Origin of the sequence: Enterovirga sp. GCM10030262, assembly GCF_042666435.1 — a bacterium.
In the GTDB taxonomy this organism is placed as follows: domain Bacteria; phylum Pseudomonadota; class Alphaproteobacteria; order Sphingomonadales; family Sphingomonadaceae; genus Allosphingosinicella.
Genome location: NZ_JBHTDC010000001.1, coordinates 730724 through 748493 on the forward strand (window position 1 = coordinate 730724; position 17770 = coordinate 748493).

At 68.8% G+C, this 17770-nt stretch carries 14 protein-coding genes; 4 read left to right on the forward strand and 10 right to left on the reverse strand.

The features are described from left to right. From ACFQRC_RS03640 to ACFQRC_RS03670, 7 genes are all read right to left on the reverse strand, one after another. Positions 1-1548, reverse strand: coding sequence for a sulfatase-like hydrolase/transferase (locus ACFQRC_RS03640; protein WP_379957844.1), 1548 nt, complete (start codon positions 1546-1548; stop codon positions 1-3). Further along, positions 1545-2930, reverse strand: a complete 1386-nt coding sequence (locus ACFQRC_RS03645) for a class I SAM-dependent methyltransferase (protein ID WP_379957846.1) — start codon at positions 2928-2930, stop codon at positions 1545-1547. The genes ACFQRC_RS03640 and ACFQRC_RS03645 overlap by 4 nt, the downstream gene beginning before the upstream one ends. Positions 2931-2934: 4 nt before the next feature. Continuing rightward, positions 2935-3162: a hypothetical protein gene (locus ACFQRC_RS03650; RefSeq protein ID WP_379957848.1), complete on the reverse strand. Its 228-nt coding sequence runs from the start codon at positions 3160-3162 to the stop codon at positions 2935-2937. Positions 3163-3246: 84 nt separating this feature from the next. Then, the gene (locus ACFQRC_RS03655; protein WP_379957850.1) at positions 3247-4647 is read right to left on the reverse strand and encodes an amino acid permease; all 1401 of its coding nucleotides are present in this window, start codon (positions 4645-4647) and stop codon (positions 3247-3249) included. A 145-nt stretch (positions 4648-4792) separates the two neighbouring features. Beyond that, complete coding sequence (locus ACFQRC_RS03660) at positions 4793-8980, reverse strand: translocation/assembly module TamB domain-containing protein (protein WP_379957852.1); 4188 nt, start codon at positions 8978-8980, stop codon at positions 4793-4795. After that, entirely contained in the window at positions 8980-10962 is a 1983-nt protein-coding gene (locus ACFQRC_RS03665; protein ID WP_379957854.1) for an autotransporter assembly complex family protein, read from the reverse strand. Before ACFQRC_RS03665 ends, ACFQRC_RS03660 begins: the two co-directional genes overlap by 1 nt. Before the next feature lie 58 nt (positions 10963-11020). Further along, positions 11021-11230, reverse strand: coding sequence for a hypothetical protein (locus ACFQRC_RS03670; RefSeq protein ID WP_379957856.1), 210 nt, complete (start codon positions 11228-11230; stop codon positions 11021-11023). A 322-nt stretch (positions 11231-11552) separates the two neighbouring features. Here ACFQRC_RS03670 and ACFQRC_RS03675 point away from each other — a divergent pair, with 322 nt between their 5' ends. Beyond that, positions 11553-14291: a hypothetical protein gene (locus tag ACFQRC_RS03675; RefSeq protein WP_379957858.1), complete on the forward strand. Its 2739-nt coding sequence runs from the start codon at positions 11553-11555 to the stop codon at positions 14289-14291. A 35-nt stretch (positions 14292-14326) separates the two neighbouring features. Further along, the gene (locus ACFQRC_RS03680) at positions 14327-14500 is read left to right on the forward strand and encodes a hypothetical protein (RefSeq protein ID WP_379957860.1); all 174 of its coding nucleotides are present in this window, start codon (positions 14327-14329) and stop codon (positions 14498-14500) included. Between the two features lies 1 nt (position 14501). Here the strand turns inward: ACFQRC_RS03680 and ACFQRC_RS03685 are convergent, their stop codons facing one another. Next, entirely contained in the window at positions 14502-15155 is a 654-nt protein-coding gene (locus tag ACFQRC_RS03685) for a helix-turn-helix transcriptional regulator (protein ID WP_379957862.1), read from the reverse strand. 85 nt (positions 15156-15240) lie between these two features. Here ACFQRC_RS03685 and ACFQRC_RS03690 point away from each other — a divergent pair, with 85 nt between their 5' ends. Beyond that, positions 15241-15435 (forward strand): hypothetical protein, encoded by a 195-nt coding sequence (locus ACFQRC_RS03690; RefSeq protein WP_379957864.1) that lies wholly within the window; start codon positions 15241-15243, stop codon positions 15433-15435. Further along, positions 15423-15758 carry a hypothetical protein gene (locus ACFQRC_RS03695; RefSeq protein ID WP_379957866.1) on the forward strand — a complete coding sequence of 112 codons (336 nt, stop codon included), beginning with the start codon at positions 15423-15425 and terminating at the stop codon, positions 15756-15758. The genes ACFQRC_RS03690 and ACFQRC_RS03695 overlap by 13 nt, the downstream gene beginning before the upstream one ends. Positions 15759-15762: 4 nt before the next feature. Here ACFQRC_RS03695 and ACFQRC_RS03700 read toward each other — a convergent pair whose 3' ends face one another. Next, the gene (locus tag ACFQRC_RS03700; RefSeq protein WP_379957868.1) at positions 15763-16536 is read right to left on the reverse strand and encodes a hypothetical protein; all 774 of its coding nucleotides are present in this window, start codon (positions 16534-16536) and stop codon (positions 15763-15765) included. Next, entirely contained in the window at positions 16533-17738 is a 1206-nt protein-coding gene (locus ACFQRC_RS03705; RefSeq protein WP_379957870.1) for a TIGR04063 family PEP-CTERM/XrtA system glycosyltransferase, read from the reverse strand. Before ACFQRC_RS03705 ends, ACFQRC_RS03700 begins: the two co-directional genes overlap by 4 nt. Between the last annotated feature and the right edge of the window lie 32 nt (positions 17739-17770).

Below are 17770 nucleotides of genomic sequence, written 5' to 3' on the forward strand. Positions count from 1 at the left end.
TCATTCCAGGTCCGGCGCCACGTCCTTGAAGCTGTACAGCGCCGCGTCGCTTTCAAAGACGAAATGGCGCGGCGCCGGATCGGGGATCGGGCTCCCGAAATAAGCGCGCAGGATCGTCGGATAGACGTTCACCGGCGAGGCGGGCGCGGCGGCGGGAACGCCGTCCACGTGGCGGATCGCCATCAGCACGCCCATCTTCTCGGCTAGCTGGGCGCGGCCGAGGTTGGTCCAGTCGACGGCGACCGGGTCGCGTCCGAGGAAGCGCTCATCGCCGACATAGGGCTCGGGCCACGGCCCTTCGTCGGAATGGAGAACGATCACCGCCGGGCGCGGACCCGCGAGCACCGCGTCGACCAGCCGCAACATTTCGCGATTGGTATATTCGATCTGCGCCACATAATTGTCGCGCCGGCTCGCCGCCGTCGCTTCGGCCAGCGAGCGGCAGGAGCCGTCGGCGTTGAGCACGAAGGGCGGGTGCGGCACCAGGAAATGGGCGAAGACATATTTGCGTCCGCTGTCCCCCGCCAGCGCGCGTAGCCGATCGAACTTGTGCCCGGCGCGCCGGCACTGATCCTCCCGCCCGTCGCCATAAGGCAGCGCCAGCTGGTCCATCGCGAATCCGACGGCCGACTGGGCGAGGACCAGCCGCCCGAGCTCCGGCAAAGCGCGGTAATTGATGTTGCGGTCGGCGAGCGCGCTTGCCCGGGTCGGGTTCCACCACGAGCCGGCGAACACCGTGTCATAGCCTTGGCGCTCGAAGAAGCGCAGCGCCTGGTTCGACGTCATCGACCGGTAGAGCGGCACCCAGTCCGCCGGGTTCGCCCGTCCCGACAGCGGGTCGAGATAGGAAGCGTTGAGCGTCGAGGCGACCGAATGGCCGGTCCGCTGATAATTGGAGAAGGCGCCCTCATCGACCGCGAACCCCCGTGCCCGCAGCGCCGCGAGGAAGGGGCCGTTGTCGTAGCCATACGCATTGGCGAGCGTGGCGCTGTTGCCGTACCGGTCGAAGATCAGGTGCCACACGTCCGGGCTCGCCGCCGATGCCCGCCCCTCGAACGCGGCGAACAATTGGTCCGGCGCCGGCCTCTGCCGCTCCAGATCGACCTGCCGGAACAAGGCCACTCCGGCGATGCCGACCGCCACGGCGACCAGGATCAGGTTGATCTTGCGGTTGAGCGTGAGAAGGGCGGGCATATCGCGCGGAATGCGGCGGGCGGCCAGCACCGCCGCTACGCCCGCCAGAAACAACAAAACGGCGTGAAGCCAAGGTGCGGTCGAGATCGCGAATACCGCCACCGGGACATAGAGGATATAGACGGCGGCGATGCCCGACATCAGGCCGGCGCGTGCCCAGCTTCCCGCCCCCGGCCGCAGCGCCAGCACGGCCAGCGCCGCCAGGCCGAGGATGAAGGCGATCGTCGGCAGCGCGTCCTCGTAGGGCACGCGGCCCATGTTGGAGAGCCACAGGGTGAGGGTCACGATCAAGGCGACCGCGCCGCCGGCGAGCGGCAGGCGCGACAGCCAGGACGCGGAGGAGGCGGCGGTCACCGCCGGCGGTCGTAGGCGACGAGCAGCCGTCCGTCCTCGCCGAGTCGGCATTGGTCGGTGATCGCCCCGCGCTCCTTCACGTGAGCAAGGAACGCTTCCTCACCATAATCGGGGAAAATGTCCGCCCGGCCGCGCAGCAGCTCGCGCACCATCGGGTCGCTCTTGGAGGGGAACTCGATGACGCCGACCGGTGCCAGGCTCATCAGCCAGTCCACCGCCATGTCGAGCGGCACGTTTTTGGCGATCGCCAGATGATGGATGACGGCGAGCGCGAGCAGCGCATCCGCATCCGCCCGCGCGGCCAGGCTCTTGCGCTCTGCGCCGGCCCAACCCTGCGATGGGCTCGGATTGGTCGCGTCGAGCCACAAGGGCAGCATCCGCCCGCCGTCCTGGTCGAAACGGGCATAGGCTCGTTCGAGCGCGCCGAAATCGAAATCGAAGCCGACCACCGAGCGCGCCCCATGGTCGAGCGCCGTCCGGCTGAAATCGCCGCTATTGCAGCCGAGATCGAACAACAGGCGCGGCTCGGCGGCGGCGACGGCGCGGGCGACGAAGCCGTGCTTGGCGGAGCGGCGCTCCTCGTCATAGCTGTTGTGCCCGGCATAATCGGCCCAGATCGTCTTTTGCGCGGGCGGGCGCAGTTTCTGGATATAGGAACGCAGTCCTTGGAGGATGGCGACGAGGCCCTCCTTCGAAAGCCGCGCGGCGGCGGCGCGCTTCCCTTCCAGCCCCCGGGAAACGCCGCGACGATGGACGTAGCTCGGCGCGACGACATGGGCGAGGACGGTGAAGGAGAGCTTGTCGCGCGCGCGCAGCAGCCGCGTCATGTCCTCGGGCGCGAGGCCTTCGCCGCTGCCGCGATACCAGGCATTGGGCGCCAGCCCGCATTTCGCCCAGAGCAGAAGCGGATTGAGGAACTGCATCGCGAACTGGCGCTGGCCGGTCCACAAGGCCCCTTCCTCGTAGCGGACGATCGACAGATGATCGATGAAGACGGGCTTCGTGCCTTCGAACTGGACGTTGTAGGCGGTCGCGTCCGACAAGGTGAAGCCATCCTCGAGCAGCTCCAGATGTAGGTCGAGATGGAGCAGAGCGGCGGCCTTGAGCGCCGAGAAGGTCCATTCATAAGGATAGGAGACGAAATCGATCCGCGGATGCTCCAGCAGGTAGCGGGGAGCGCCGGCCATGGCGGGCGACGCCTCGGGCTCCCGCTCCGTCAGGCCGATCAGCCGGCCGCGCTCGACCGCCTTGCCGAACACGCCTGCCGCGCGCGCCTGCTCATAAGGGACGCTGCCCGCATCGAACACCGCGCGGAAGACGCGGCCGTCGGCATGGAGGACGCGCCCCGCCGGATCGCGGAACGAGCCCGGATCGAACTTCATCGGATCAGTCCTCGCGGCTATCCGCGGTCGGCGCGGAAGGCGTGCTGCGCCTGAACAGGCCGGTGATGCGGGCGAGCTGGACCTTGCCGAACAGCAGCACGCTGGCGACGATTCCGGTCACCATCTGCAGCACCAGGCTGATCGTGCCGGAATCGAGATAGGCATGAGCCGGCGCGGCGGTGAGGACCGCCGTCACGACCAGCGCGAAAAGGAAATCGGAGAGGCGCTTCATGGGCTGCGGAATCCCTCTTTGTGTGAGGAAATCCGGTCTGCATGGTAATGGTTAAGATGCCGTTGCGACGCCCGTCGGCGGTGGCTACCGGGTCGTCGTTCGCCGGCTCCCGTAAAGAAGGTAGATCGCCAGCCCCACGACATGGGCGAAGAAGAAATAGACCTGCGTCTTCTCGGGCAGGCTGTAGAACAGATAGAGGCAGCCGAGGATCGCGCCGAGCCCGACCACCCAGGGCAAGGGCGTGCGGAACTGGCGCGGCGCGTCCGGTTCCCGGCGGCGCATGATGAGCATGCACAAGGCGACGGCGATGAAGGCGGTGAGCGTCCCGGCATTGGCGAGGGCGGCGAGGTCGCCGAGCGGAATGAAGCCGGCGAGCACAGCGACGACGGCGGCGGTGAATATGGTGATGCGCACCGGCGTGCCCCGCGCCGAGACCTTGGCCAGGCCCCGGGGCAGCAGCCCGTCGCGCGCCATCACGAAGAAGATGCGGCTCTGCCCGTAGAAGAAAGCGAGGATCACCGTCGGCAGCGCGATCACCGCCGAGACGGCGAGATAGGTCGCCGCGGCCGGCTGCCCCAGCTCGCGCAGGATCAGCGCCAGCGGCTCCGGGCTGTTGGCGAAGCGGGTATAGGCGAGCGCGCCCACCGCGGCGATCGCGACCGCCATGTAGATGATGACGCAGGCGACCATCGAACCCACGATCCCGATCTTGAGATCGCGATCGGGATTCTTGGTCTCCTCAGCCGCCGTCGCGATCGCGTCGAAGCCGTAGAATGCGAAGAAGATGATCGCCGCGGCCGCCATCACGCCGCGCTCCACCCCTTCCGCGTCGACGCTCTTGGGAAAGCCGTAGGGGCTGAACGGCTCCAGATTGGCGGCGTTGAAATAAGGGAGCGCGACCACGACGAACACGATCAGCGCCACGATCTTCACCAGCACCAGAGCCGCATTCAGGGTCGCGCTCTCCTTGGTGCCGAGCATGAGCAGGCCGGCGATGACCGCGATGATGAAGATGGCGGGCAGGTTGATGATGCCGCCCAGCTCCGGCCCCTGCATCATCGCCATCGGCACGCCGAGCCATGCCTGGAGCAGCGGCGCGGCATAGCCCGACCAGCCGACCGCCACCGCGCTCACCACCAAACTGTATTCGAGGATCAGGCTCCAGCCGACCGCCCAGGCGACCAGCTCGCCGATGACCACGTAGGAATAGGTGTAGGCGCTGCCCGACGCCGGGATCATCGTCGCCATCTCGGCATAGGCCAAGGCCGCGCAAGCGCAGATCAGGCCGGCGATGAGGAAGGAGAGGATGACGGCCGGCCCCGCTTTGTCGGCGCCGACGCCGATCAGGGTGAGGATGCCGGTGCCGACGATCGCGCCGACGCCGAGCGCGATCAGATGCGGCCAGGAAAGGCTTCGCGCCAGCCGATGCTCGGGCAGCAACTCCTCGGCCGCGATGATCCGCTTCCGCGCGTTCCAATTCTTCATGCCGCCCCCGATGTCATGCGATTTTCTCCACCATGGCGCGTCCCGAGGCATTCGTCGAGATAGGCCGAGACCGTCCTTCCAACCGTCATTGCGAGGAGTGAAGCGACGACGCAAGCCAGAGCGGCTCGACAGGCGCGCTGGACTGCTAATAATCCTTCGACACGCGCACGTTGACGCTCTCGCGTCCGATGGTGGAGATGCTCGACAGGAGGGAAAGCCAGCGGGTGATCTGATATTCGACTTGGGTCGCCGAATAGCCGCGGCCGTCGGTGATGACCTCCACATAGACGCGGCGTCCGATATATTTGCCGGCCGCGATCGACGTGCCCTGGCCGGTCGAGATGTCGGCGGGGAGGATGCGCAGGCGGTCGAGGCCGGTGGCGCTGCGCACCGCGTTGATCGGATCGAGGCCGCCGCCCGAATTGTTGAGCGAGGCCACCGCCGCCGCCAGCTGAAGCGCCTCGGGCGCCGACAGGTTGGTGATCGACGTGCCGAAGAGCAGCCGGCTCAGCAATTCGTCCTGCGGCAAGGCGGGCGTGCTGGTGAAGGCGATCTCCGGCTTCTGGCCGCGCCCGGTGACCCGAATGGTGGCGTTGAGGCCCTGGAGGCCGCCCTCGGCGACGATGTCGAGCGTCGGGTTGATCGGGGTCTCGCCGAGGAAGCGGATGGTGCCGCGTTCGAGGTCGAAGCGGCGGCCGGCGAAATCGTAGCTGCCGCGAAGGAGCTCGGCGCGGCCCTCGATGCGGGGCTGGGTGACGGTGCCGCCGATGGCGAGGGCGGCGCTCCATTCGCTGTTGATGCCGAGGCCGGTGACGATGAGGCGGTTGTCGGCGCGAACGTCGAGATCGAGCCGCCACGGCGCGGGGACGCGCTCGGGCGCCGCCTCGGTATCGGGCCGGTTGATTTCCGTCACCTCGAGCCGCGGCACCTGCGCCGCCGCGGTCGCGCTGCCGAGCTTGAAGCTGCCGCTGACGAGGTCGACCTTGCCGGCGATGGTGCCCCCGGACCCGTCGGAGCGGATGGTGATCGGGCCGGTCACCTGCGCCTTGATGTCGTCGCGGTCGATGAGCTGCGCCGCCTGGGCGTCGATCGCCACGTCGATGCCGAAGCCGCGCGCGGCGGCAAGGTCGAAGCTGCCGCGCCCGGAGACCCGGCCGTCCTTCTTGGTGGTGCCGGTGAAGCGGTCGACCACGAGCCGCGAGCCGCCGAACCGGCCGGTCGCCTGGATATTCTCGATGACGGTGCCGGTGACCGCGCTTTCGAGCCGCGCGCGCTCGGTCCTCACCGATCCCGTGATCCGGGGATCGTGGAGCGTGCCGCGTGCGTCGGCGCCCACCGCCACCGGTCCGCTCAAATCGAGCAGTTCCAGCCCGGTCAGCCGCCACAAGGTGTCGGCCGGCCCGTTGTAGCGCAGCTGGGCGAAGAGCGGGGCGCGCGACAGGCGCTCGCCCAAATCGCCGCTCGACCCGATCGGCGACAGCCGCGCCTGCGCCCGCCCGATCGTCTTGCCCTCGCTCACTGCCACCGCGCGCATCGCCGCGCCGCGTCCGTCGAGCTTGGCGACCACGCCGACATCGACCGGCCGCGACGACAGGACGAGCCCCGATCGGGTGAGGCCGCGCACGCGCAGGTTCACCGCCCCGGTCGGCGGCGCGCCGCCGCTCGGCGCGCGATAATCGAGCGTGCCCGACGCGATCCCGCCCATGCCGAGGCGCGGCCAGGCGATGTCGAGAATGGTGAGCGGCATCCGCTCCATCCGGGCGTTGAGCTCGGTGGCATCCGGCCCGAACAGGCCGGCGACGGTGGCGTTGCCGCCGGCGAAGGTGAGCGCGGTCGGCGCCAGCCGCCAGGCGTCGCCCGCCTTGGTGAGGACCGCAGGCTCGCTGAGCTCGATCGGCCGCCGGTCGACAGTGCCGCCGCCGGTGAGCCGCACCCGCCCCGGCGCGAAATCGGCGACGGCGCGGAACACGAAGTCGCGCCCGCGCGTGCCGGCGATATTGGCGCGGACCTGGCCGACGCCGCCGCGCATCCGCGCCTCGGCGGTCACATTCGCGATGGACAGCGGGCCGCGGCTGAGGCCGCCGGCGCTGAACGTGCCCTCGACCGACGTTCCGCCGGGATCGAGCAGGATCACGCCGTCGAGCTTGCCGCGCCTTATGGCGATGGGCGGCGGGCCGGCGAAGCGGGCGTCGCGCGCCGTCAGATGCGCCTCGATCCGCTGGACCGTGCCGGCCGGGCGGAACATCAGGCGCCCGTCGAGCCCGCCGCCCGCGACGTTCAACTGTCCAGTGAAGCCGCCCGGGTCGGAACGCAGCATCCCCGATGCGCTCGTGCCCGACACGTTGAGGGCGGCCACCTGGATCGTGGCAGGCCGGCCGCTCGGCAGCAGGATCGCGCCGCGCGAGGTGAACGGCCCGAGATACGACTGCCCCTCGGCGCGGTAGGCAAAGCCCTCCGCGGTCGGGTCGAGATCGAGCCGCACGTCGGCGAGCCCCATCGCCTCGTTGGGCCGCTCCAGCCGGATCGCCAGCTTCGGCCGCTCGATGCGGCCGTCGAGCGTCATCGCGAACGGGCCATATTCCGCCTGCTCGCCCGAGCCTTCGAACCAGAAGGTGCCGTCGCGCCGGCGATAGCCGTTGCCCGAGATGCGGATCGACGGCGCGGTCAGCCTGAGGTTGCGGAAATGCAGGATCTTGTCCGGCCCGCGCACCAGATCGGCCTCGATCTCGGGCAGCCCGCCCGCGAGCCCGGCCAGGAACTTGTTGTCGAACCGCCGCACCCAGGCGCGGCCTTTGCCGGTCACCAAAGTGCCGCGCCCGCCCGCCCCTTCGACGATCCGCAACTCGCTGGTCACGTCGACGATGCCGAGCCCGGGAATGAGGTAGCGCGTCAGCCCACCCGAGAGAACGATTTGATAGTCGCCGTTCACCAGATCGACGAACATGCCCAATGTGCCCTTGAGCTTGTCCGAGGTGAGCGTGAGCCCCTCCCCCGTCAGCCGCCGCGCCGTCACCTGGAGCACGCCCTGGACCCGGAGGTTGGCGAGAATGCCGCCGGCCACGTCGCCGACGCCGGTCACCCGCCGCGCGGTCAGCAGCAAGGGCACCTTGACCGGCTCCTTTGAAAGCTGCCCCCGCCCTTCGGCGCGCACATCCTCGAACCCGGTATCGTCGAAGGCCACGCGCGGCGATGTCAGCCGATAGGCGAAGGTAGCGCGGCGAAACGGGCCGTCGAGCAAAGCCGTCAGTCGCACCCGCTCGCCGGTCATGTTGGGGAATAGGGCCGGGGGGCGGAGCAGGTCGGCGCCGATGCGGACGTCATCGAAGCCGCTGGTGGCGAGATCGACGACGCCCTTGGCCTCGATCCTCAGCGCCGAAGAGCGCAGCGACAGGGTTCCGTCGAGCCGCCGATCCTTGAGCGTGGCGGCGGCGTTGAGCAGCACCCTCGGCGCCGTCAGCCGCGCCTGCTTGCCCTTGAGGAATTGCGACGGCATCAGCCAGCCCGAGAGCCGGAATCGTCCCTCGTCGACCCGCAGCGACAAATCGGCCGTGCTCCGTCCCGAGAGAGCGAGCCGCGCCGTCCCCGCCCAGGCGCTCCACCGTCCGTCGCCATGGATTTCGAGCGCGATCGGCCGCCTGGTGCCGAGGATCGCGCCGGTGACGCTGTCGGCCGGAGCGGCGAGGCTGACATCCACGTCGAAATGGTCGCGATCCGGCTCGGCGTCGAGCAGCAGGCTCAGCCGGTCGCCGCCGTCTTTCACCTCAGCCTCGATCTCGATCAGCGCCCGGCCGGCGCGTATGTCCGCCTCGCCCGAGACGCTGGCGATCCGGCGCTCGCCCGCCACCCCCTCCTCGAAGCGCAATTGGGCGATCTCCAGCCGGCCGATGCGGATGTCGAAATCGGGAAGGATCGGCGTCGGCTCGTCGCTCGGAACCAGCTTGGGAAGGCGGTGGACGATGACGAGTTTGGAGGCGAGGTCGTCGACGATCAGCCGGTTCGTCAGCCAGCCGGTCGGCCGCCAGTCCAGTTCGATCAAGGGCGATTCCGCGAACAACCCCTGCGGATCGTACAGCCGGACATCGCGCAAAAGGGTGTCGCCCCAGATCGATCCTTCGATACGCCCGACCCGGATCTTGAGGCCGGAAGAGGGGCTGAGCGCGGCGATGCGGTCGGCGATGAAGCGGTGGCCGGCATCGGTGTCGAGAAACCCGATCAAGGCGGCCAGCGCGACCAGCAGGGCGACGATCAGCCCGACCGCGCCTTTGGCCGCGCCCGACAGCCACCGCCGCGGCCGGCGTGCCGGGCGTTCCTCGGCGATGTCCTCGCCGGCCATCAGAAGGCCTGCCCCAGCGAGACCGTGACGGCGATCCGCGGGTCGCCGCTCCGCCGGTCCAGCGGCGTCCCGACATCGACCCGGATCGGCCCGAAATTGGTGTGATAGCGAACGCCGATGCCGGCGCCGAAGCGCAGGTCGTCCAATTTGGGCAGCGAGGATTCGTAGATGTTGCCGGCGTCGATGAAAGGCACGATGCCGAGCTTGTCGCCGAACGCATCTACCCTCACGCGCGCCTCGATCGCGAATTCGGCGAGGCTGCGGCCGCCGATCGGATCGTCGAACACCGGGTCGCGCGGTCCCAGCCGCTGGAAGCCGTAGCCCCTCACCGATCCGCCGCCGCCCGCATAGAAACGCCGCGACGGGGCGATGCGGTCGCGGCTCGCGCCGACGATCGTGCCGAGCCGCGTCCGCCCGGCGATCACCACCCGGTCCGAGACCGGCTGGTAGAAGCTGCCGTCCACCTGGGCGCGGGCGTAGAAGAAGCTGCCGCTCTGCAGCGACGCCTCGGGCGAGAAGCGGCTCGACAGGCGGAAGCCCGACGTGGGATCGAGCAGGTCGTTCGACCCGTCATAGGAGAGCGTCGCCGGCAGCGCGGCGATAAAGAAGGTGCGGCGCCGGGTCATGCCGCTGTCGACATCGACGTCGCGCTCGTCGCTGGCGATGAGGTCGGCGCCGAGCGACCAGGTCCATGTCTTCTGCCAGATGATGTTGGTCTGCCGCTCGATGCCGGCGCCCAGAAGGAACGTGTTCGCCTCATAGGCGTCGCGCTCGATGTGGCTGGCGGCGATCTGCGCCGTCAGCACCTGGTCGCGCTCGCGGAAATTGTTGCGCCTGAGCGTCGCCGACAGGAGCTGCTCTCTTGTCCCCGCGACGCCCCGGAAGGTGACCGCGCCCTCGGGCCGGATCAGGTTGCGATGCTGCCAGCTCGCCTCGATCCGGACACCCTCGCCGGTGCCGTAGCCCGCCGCGCCGGCGATAGTCCGCATCGGCGCCGGCTCCAGAGTCACCGCGACATCGACGGTGCGGCTGGCGGGATCGTCGATCAGGCGGATGGTGACGGCGGAGACCAGGCCGGTCTGGATCAGCGCCCGCCTCAGATCGTCGATCAGCGGCGCCTCATAATCGTCCCCGGGCTCGAAGCGGGCGATCGTGTCGATGTGGCGAGCGCTGAACAGGGGCTCGCCCTCGACGATGATCCGCCCGAACTGGCGCGCGCCGTTGGGATCGACCGGCAGCACCAGGGTCGCCGTCCGCGTCTCGTGGTCGACGACGATGTCGAGCGCGCCGACCTCGGCGAAGGCGTAGCCCCGCGCGCCCAGCTCCAGCCGAAGCGCCGCCTGCCCTGTCGTCACCCGGGCGGCGTCGACCGGTTCGCCTTCGTCGATCCCGAATGCCTCGCGCAGCGCGGTCGCATCCTCGCCGGCCGCGTCGATGCCGGGCAGCCGCACCTCGGCGAAGCTGTAGCGCGGCCCCGGCTCGACCTGGAGGGTCACGACCAAAGAGGCGTTCCCTTCCGCTGCCTCGACCCGCGTATCGACCATCGCATCGTAAAAACCGTGGGCGCGCAGCAGCTCGGCGAGCAGGTCCGCATCCTCGCGGGCGCGCCGGTCTATCTGCGCCGCATTGGCCGGGTCGTCGCGATTCTCCTCGAGCGTCGACAGCGCGCCGAACTGGGCGAGCAGATTTTCGGCGGGCGCCGCCTCCAGTCCCTCGATGCGAACGCTGTAGCCGCGCTCCCCGGTCGCGTCGGCGATATCGGTGTCGGGCGTCTCGGCGATATCCTCGCCGGCCTCGGCCTCCATGTCGGGCCATTCGACGCCGAGATCGGGCAGCGGCGCGAGCGGCGCCGACGGGTCGAGCGGCGCCTCCAGCTCTCCCATCGAGTCGGCGTCCTGCGCCGGCGCTTTCTCGTGACAAAGAATGAGGGCGGCGGCGGCCAGCACGGCCACCACAGGCCGCCCCGCAGCGACTTGCAACATCGCGCGAATCTAGCGGGAGGCGCACCCCTCCGCCAGCACCGAATGGAGCCGTCCGCCGCTAATGGACGGTGCCCGTCACATCCTCGCCACGGAGCATCTCGATCGTCCGCTCGATCTGCCGCCAGTGGCAGAAATGGAGGACGTTGCCGAGCGAGCGGCTGCGATCCGCCCGATTGGCCGCCTCGACCACGGCCAGCTCGCCGAAAACCGCGATCAGCTCGGTCGCCTCGGCCAAAGCCGCGCGGTCGGAGACATGGACATGGTGCACGGGGGAGCCTTTACGCAAATTACATCCGGGCGCTCCCCTACGCTGCCAGCCTTTCAAAATGCCGCATTGCCGTACTCAACGAAGCGTTCACCATCGCTCGCAAAAGGAGGCTGGACATCGAAATCGGCGCGCGGAATGTTCATGTCGGATCGTTCCGGCCCCAACAGAAGCTCGCCTTGATCGCGACTGCGCGTGCATTCGGCTCCCTCGTTTTTACCGTCATCCCCTTATTGGGGGATGCGAATAGTGTGAAAAGTCAGATACTCCCGTTTGCAATCGAATTACACCGGGCTTGGACTGGACGTTTGCGGGGGAGTAAATCATGGCATCCATAGACCTTGGCGGCCTTGCCGCGAGCGACGGTTTCGTCATCATCGGCGATGCCGCAGGCGATTTCGCCGGCACCAGTGTCTCCTCGGCCGGCGACGTCAACGGCGACGGGTTCGCCGATCTCATCATTGGCGCCCCCTATGGCGACGATGGCGGCGACCGGGCGGGCGAGGCCTATGTTATCTTCGGCAAGGCCGGCGGCTTCGGCACGGTCGATCTCGGCAATCTCGCGGCTGCGGACGGGTTCGTCATCCAGGGCGCCAATATCTATGACGAGGCTGGAACCAGCGTTTCTTCGGCCGGAGACATCAACGGCGACGGCGTCAATGATATCATCGTAGGCGCCTATGGCCCGGATTACGGCGGCGACTATTCGGGCGCGGCCTATGTGATCTTCGGCAAGACGAGCGGCCTCGCCGACATCGACCTCGGCAGCCTCGCCGCCGCCGACGGCTTCGTCATCGAGGGCGCCGCGCGCTTCGACAGTGCCGGCACCCGCGTCGCGTCGGCCGGCGACGTGAACGGCGACGGTTTCGACGACATGCTCGTCGGCGCGCCCTACGGCCAGGCGACCTACGGCTGGGAATATGCCGGTGTCTCCTACCTGATCTTCGGCAAGGCCGGAGGCTTCGCGGACATCGACCTCGCCGTCCTCGATCCCACTGACGGCTTCCGCATCGAGGGGGCCATTTACGACGCTTATGCCGCCGCCGTCTCTTCGGCGGGAGACATTAACGGTGACGGCTTCGACGACATCATCGTCGGCGCTCGCGAAGGCGGCGACTATGGCGGCTTCAGGCCGGGCGAGGCCTATGTCATCTTTGGGAAGGCGAGCGGCTTCGCGGACATCGATGTCGGCAACCTCGCCGCCGCCGACGGCTTCACGCTCCGCGGCGAGGCTGACAACGACAATGCCGGCGTCACCGTCTCGAGCGCGGGCGACATCAACGACGACGGCTTTGACGATATCGTCATCGGCGCGCCGGGGAACGACGAAGCGGGCGTGGACGCGGGCGCGGCCTATGTCCTGTTCGGCAAGGCGAGCGGCTTCACCGACATCGATCTTTCGTCCCTCGCCGCGGGCGACGGCTTCGTCATCAGCGGCGACGCAGAGGGCGACAAGCTGGGCGCGGTTTCCTCGGCCGGAGACTTCAACGGCGACGGCTTCGCCGACATCATCGTCGGTGCGCCTCACGGAGACGACGGCGGCACCTCGGCCGGAGAGGCCTATGTCATCTTCGGCAAGGCGAGCGGCTTCGGCCCGATCGATCTGTCCAGCCTCGCGCCCGAGGACGGCCTGATCCTCCAGGGCGGCGCGTTCGACTGGGCCGGCTACAGCGTCGCGTCGGCGGGCGACCTCAACGGCGACGGCTTCGACGACCTCGTGGTCGGCGCCAAGCGGGATGCCCGCGCCGGCCTCGATTCCGGCAGTGCTTACGTCATCTTCGGGCGCGCGTCCGGGGGCGGCACTCCGGAAGCCGACAATCTCGAAGGCACGGCCGGCAACGACAGGCTGGCCGGGTTCGAAGGCAATGACGTTCTGAGCGGCCTTGGCGGTAACGACAGGCTGGACGGCGGCGCGAACAACGACCAGCTCGACGGCGGCGATGGCGACGACATCCTGCTTGGCGGGTCGGGCATCGACACGGCGCGCTACGCCGATGCCGGCGCCGGCATCGCGCTGCGGCTGTCGCGGGCGACGGCGCAGGATACGCTCGGCGCGGGAGTCGACACTTTGGACGGTATCGAGAATGCGATCGGCTCGGCCTTCGCCGACAATATCGCCGGCACCACCGGCGCCAACCGGCTGGAGGGCGGCGGCGGCGACGATTCCCTTGGCGGCCAGGCCGGCAAGGATGTGCTGATCGGCGCGGGCGGCAACGACGTATTGCGCGGCGGCCGCGGCAACGACCAGATGCGCGGCGGCGCCGCCGACGACATCTATTTCGTCAACGACGCTGGCGACCAGACGATCGAGGGGCTGGGCCAGGGCTATGACCAGGTGAAGGCGTTCGTCGATCATGTGCTGGCCGACAATATCGAGGAGCTGCGGCTGTTCGGGGCGGCGGCCACCGGCACCGGCAACGGGCTCGACAACGCGATCTTCGGATCAAGCATCGCCAACACCTTGTCCGGTCTCGGCGGCAACGACACGCTTCGCGGCCAGAGCGGGGTCGATACGCTCCATGGCGGCGACGATGCCGACATCCTTTACGGAGCGCTCGGCAATGACAGCCTGTTCGGCGACGCCGGCGCCGATCGGTTGAACGGCGAGGACGGCGTCGACACGCTCGACGGCGGCGCCGGCGACGACCGGCTGTTCGGCGAGGCGGCCGCTGACATCCTGGACGGCGGGACCGGCAAGGACGCGCTCAACGGCGGCACGCAGCGCGACACGATGACGGGCGGCGCCGACGCCGACCAATTCGTGTTCGACGACGGCGACACCGCGGCCACCCGCAACGGCGCCGACATCATCACCGATTTCAACCGGACGGAAGGCGACCGCATCAACCTGAGGCAGGTGGACGCCAACGCCGATGTCGGCGGCGACCAGAATTTCACCTTCGTCGGCGACGCCGCTTTCTCGGGCGCGGCCGGCGAGCTGCGCTATTCCCACGCGCAGGGCAATACCTATATCGAGGGCGACACCAATGGCGATGGCAGCGCCGACTTCATGATCCGCCTCGACGGCATCGTCGAACCGATCGCCGGCGATTTCGCGCTGTAGGGAAGGCCGCTGCCGGTAACGTTTCGGGAGATGCAATGACTGGCCCCCGCAAGAAAGCATCGCAGGCGGGGGGCTTTCTCGTCGCCGCCGGCATGCTTGTCGGCACCGTGGGCGGCGTCGCGGCGGGTCAACCGAGCGCCGGTTTCCTCATTGGCCTGGGGGCGGGCCTGGCGCTCGCGCTCTTCATCTGGTGGCGCGACCGGCCCTAGATCATCCGATCCGCCGCCCAGCCCAGACCACGCGGCCGACAACATCGATCGTTTCCAGACGGCAATCGGGCCAGCCGGGATAGGCCGCATTGTCGCTGCTGATGGAAATGGTTCGCGCCGACGGGTTCACCGCCAGACGCTTGACCATCAGCGCCTCGTCGATGCGCAGCACGTAGATGCCGTCGCGCAGCCGCTCGGCGGCGTCGCCGCGGTCGACCATGATCTCGTCGCCGTCGGCCAGGGTCGGAATCATCGAATCCCCTTCCACCCGGATCGTCGACAATAGCCGGACGTCGCCCGTTCCTAGCCGCCGAAGCCAGCCGGCGTCGAAGGCGAGGCTCGAGCGGAACCGCTCCTCCCCCGGCAGAGCGCCATGGCCGGCGCTGGCGCCGACATCAAGCCGGGGCACGACGACATGGTCCGGCTCCCGCCCCGGATCGGGCGCGGGGCCGCCGAGGCGCTCCTCGGGCACTTCGAAATAACGGGCGAGCAGGCGCCGGTCCGCTTCCGCCAGCCGCTTCGGAATGCCGCGCTTGATATATTGCTGAACATAAGCCGCGTTGCGCCCGATCAGCCGCGACAGGCCGGCATAATCCTCGCCCCGCTCTCCGATCAGCCGCTCTAGTTCCGCGCGCGCATCCATCCTTTCGCTCATAGCATAGGATTTTTCCTAGACAAGTAGGAATTCGCCTCGGATGGTGAACATAATGGGAACACGGTCGAGTCGAAAGGAGCCGCTCATGCTATTGCCGCGCGTCGAACGCTATTTGAGGCGGAGCGGAACGCCGCCCACCCGTTTCGGCCGGGAAGCGGTCCACGATCCCCGCTTCGTCTTCGATCTGCGCAACGGCCGCGAGCCCAGACCCGCGACCGCCGCGCGAGTCTCGGCCTATCTCGACATACGCGAGGGCGGGAGGAATTCGTGGCCGCGCTGACCGACGCGACGAGCGCCCTTTTGCGCGCCGTCACTAGGAACATTGGGAACTTTCGCGCCCTCGCTTATGAGGAGATCGTCAGCCGTGCCTGGGCGAGCGTGACCTTCACCGGCGCGCGCCACCGGATAGTCCTCAGGCTGGAGGGCGAAGGCGCGGAGGACGCGGCGGCGGCCTTCGTCGACAATCTCGAAGCGGCCGAGTTCGACTTGGGCGGCCACATCGTCGCCGACATCGCCTTGGTGTCGAGCGAGCGCCTGACCGGCCCCGACGGCGCGCCGCTGGTCCGGATCGGGCTGGAAGCGTTGACGGTCGAGGACCGGTGACGGCTCAGGCGCCGCGCGCGGCCATTTTCTGGAGCGCATCGAGCGCGCTGCGCAAGCGGTCGTCCGCAGGCTCGTCCGCCGGTTCGTCCATGTTCGCGGCGACCACCGGCTCGGAAGCCGGGGCGGCTGCTGGGGCGGGAGCGGCGCGAGCGTGTCGGCGGCGCGCCACGCCCAGTTCCAGCCGCCGCATCAGGTCTCCGATGCTCTGCACTTCGAGCTCGATCGGCGGTTCGGCGGCAGGGTCAGCAACGAACTCGGACTGTTGCGCCAGGGGAGAAACCTCTTCGACGGCGGGTCCGTCGGCGATGAAGCGCGGCAAATCGTGGCCCCAGGGCTCCGGCGCGGCGGGGATTTCCTGCTCGATCTCGATGAACGGCTCGCCAAGGTCGAGTCCGGCGACCAGCGGACGGCGCGAGGGCGCGTCGGGATGGGCGTCGGCCCGGCGAAGCCTTGGCGTCTCCAGATGGACTTCCCGGGAAAATGCGCGGCGGCGCGGCGAAGGCCGAGTGCCCAGGGCGCGAAGCAGCAACCAGGTGCAAAGGAATGCGGCGATGGTGCCGGCGATCACGACGGCGAGGCGCGCCGTCGAACCGAGCGGCGGTTGCGCGGCCGGCAGCAGGCCGGGCAGGCCCGTCGCCTCGACAGCACCGGAGAAAAGCGGGTCCGGCATGGCATAGGCGACGAACGCCACCGACAAGGCCGCCAGCGCCGCCATCGGCAGATCGAGCGGCGACGCGCCGCGCGCGCCTGCCCTCGTCACGATATCATTCTCTATCATCGCAGAATCTTGCCCGTCAGCTTCTGGTAAACGGGAATGTAGCGCGCAATGTTTGACGACCAGTTACGATGCTCCTCGACGAAGCGGCGGGCGGCGTCGCGGCGCTCCTCCCAGCCGTCGCGATCGGCGAACAGACCGCTCAGCGCGGCCGCCAGCGCGGCCGGATCGCCGGCGGAAAAAAGGGTGCCGGTCACATTGTCGTCGATCAGCTCGCGGTGGCCGCCGACGTCGGATGCCGACACCAATTTCCGCTGCGCCATCGCCTCCAGCGGCTTCAGCGGAGTCACCAGCTCGGTCAACCGCATCGCCTTGCGGGGATAAGCGAGGATGTCGATCAAAGCGTAATAGCCGTCCACCTCCTCGTGCGGCACCCGGCCGACGAAATGGATGCGCGAAGCGGCGGGCGAGCGTTCGGCCTGGGCTTTCAGCGCCCCCTCCATCGGCCCGCCGCCGACGAGCAGGAGCTGCGCTTTGGGCCGTTCGGCAAGCAGCAGCGGCATCGCGGCGATGAGGTCGTCCAGCCCTTCATAATCGTAGAAGGAGCCGATGAAGCCGATCACCTCAGCCTCGTTCAGACCGAGACTCCTGGCGAAAACCGGATCGGGCGGGAGTGGCGTCCCGAACAAGGCCATGTCGACCCCGTTGGGGGCGACGACGATCCTGTCCCGGTCGATGCCCCGCGCGATCAGATCGCCGCGCAGCCCTTCGCAGATGACGGCGACGGCGTCGGCGCGGCGGGCGGCGTGCGTTTCCAGCATCCTGGTCAGCCGATAACGAAGCGAACCTTCCCGACCGGTGCCGTTGCCGACGGCGGCATCTTCCCAGAAGGCCCGTATCTCATAGACCAGCGGCAGCTTCCGCCGCCGCGCGACCGGCAAAGCGGCGAGCGCGTTCAGCACCGGCGAGTGGACATGCACCAGGTCCGGCCGCCATGCCGCGACGAGTTCGTCGAGCCGCGCGGACAGCGCCCGCACCTCGCGCCATTCGCCGAGCGGCGAAGGTCCGCCGGCCGAGGGTGGAGTCCGGTAGAAGGTGATGCCGTCGATCGTCTCGGGATCGGGTCCGGGATTCGTGTGGCGAACGCCGGTGAGGCACGCCACCTCCCAGCCGCGCGCCATCTGCGCCTTCAGGATCGCCCGCGTCCGGAAAGTGTAGCCGCTGTGAAGCGGCAGGCCGTGGTCGAGCACATGCAGGATCCGCATGGCGACGCTCTGCCACGACAAGCTTAACGGCG

Coding starts and splice junctions, on each gene's coding strand:
- ACFQRC_RS03645 (WP_379957846.1), bottom strand. CDS start 2,930: ATGAAGTTCGATCCGGGCTCGTTCCGCGATCCGGCGGGGCGCGTCCTC.
- ACFQRC_RS03650 (WP_379957848.1), bottom strand. CDS start 3,162: ATGAAGCGCCTCTCCGATTTCCTTTTCGCGCTGGTCGTGACGGCGGTC.
- ACFQRC_RS03655 (WP_379957850.1), bottom strand. CDS start 4,647: ATGAAGAATTGGAACGCGCGGAAGCGGATCATCGCGGCCGAGGAGTTG.
- ACFQRC_RS03660 (WP_379957852.1), bottom strand. CDS start 8,980: ATGGCCGGCGAGGACATCGCCGAGGAACGCCCGGCACGCCGGCCGCGG.
- ACFQRC_RS03665 (WP_379957854.1), bottom strand. CDS start 10,962: ATGTTGCAAGTCGCTGCGGGGCGGCCTGTGGTGGCCGTGCTGGCCGCC.
- ACFQRC_RS03675 (WP_379957858.1), top strand. CDS start 11,553: ATGGCATCCATAGACCTTGGCGGCCTTGCCGCGAGCGACGGTTTCGTC.
- ACFQRC_RS03680 (WP_379957860.1), top strand. CDS start 14,327: ATGACTGGCCCCCGCAAGAAAGCATCGCAGGCGGGGGGCTTTCTCGTC.
- ACFQRC_RS03685 (WP_379957862.1), bottom strand. CDS start 15,155: ATGAGCGAAAGGATGGATGCGCGCGCGGAACTAGAGCGGCTGATCGGA.
- ACFQRC_RS03690 (WP_379957864.1), top strand. CDS start 15,241: ATGCTATTGCCGCGCGTCGAACGCTATTTGAGGCGGAGCGGAACGCCG.
- ACFQRC_RS03700 (WP_379957868.1), bottom strand. CDS start 16,536: ATGATAGAGAATGATATCGTGACGAGGGCAGGCGCGCGCGGCGCGTCG.
- ACFQRC_RS03705 (WP_379957870.1), bottom strand. CDS start 17,738: ATGCGGATCCTGCATGTGCTCGACCACGGCCTGCCGCTTCACAGCGGC.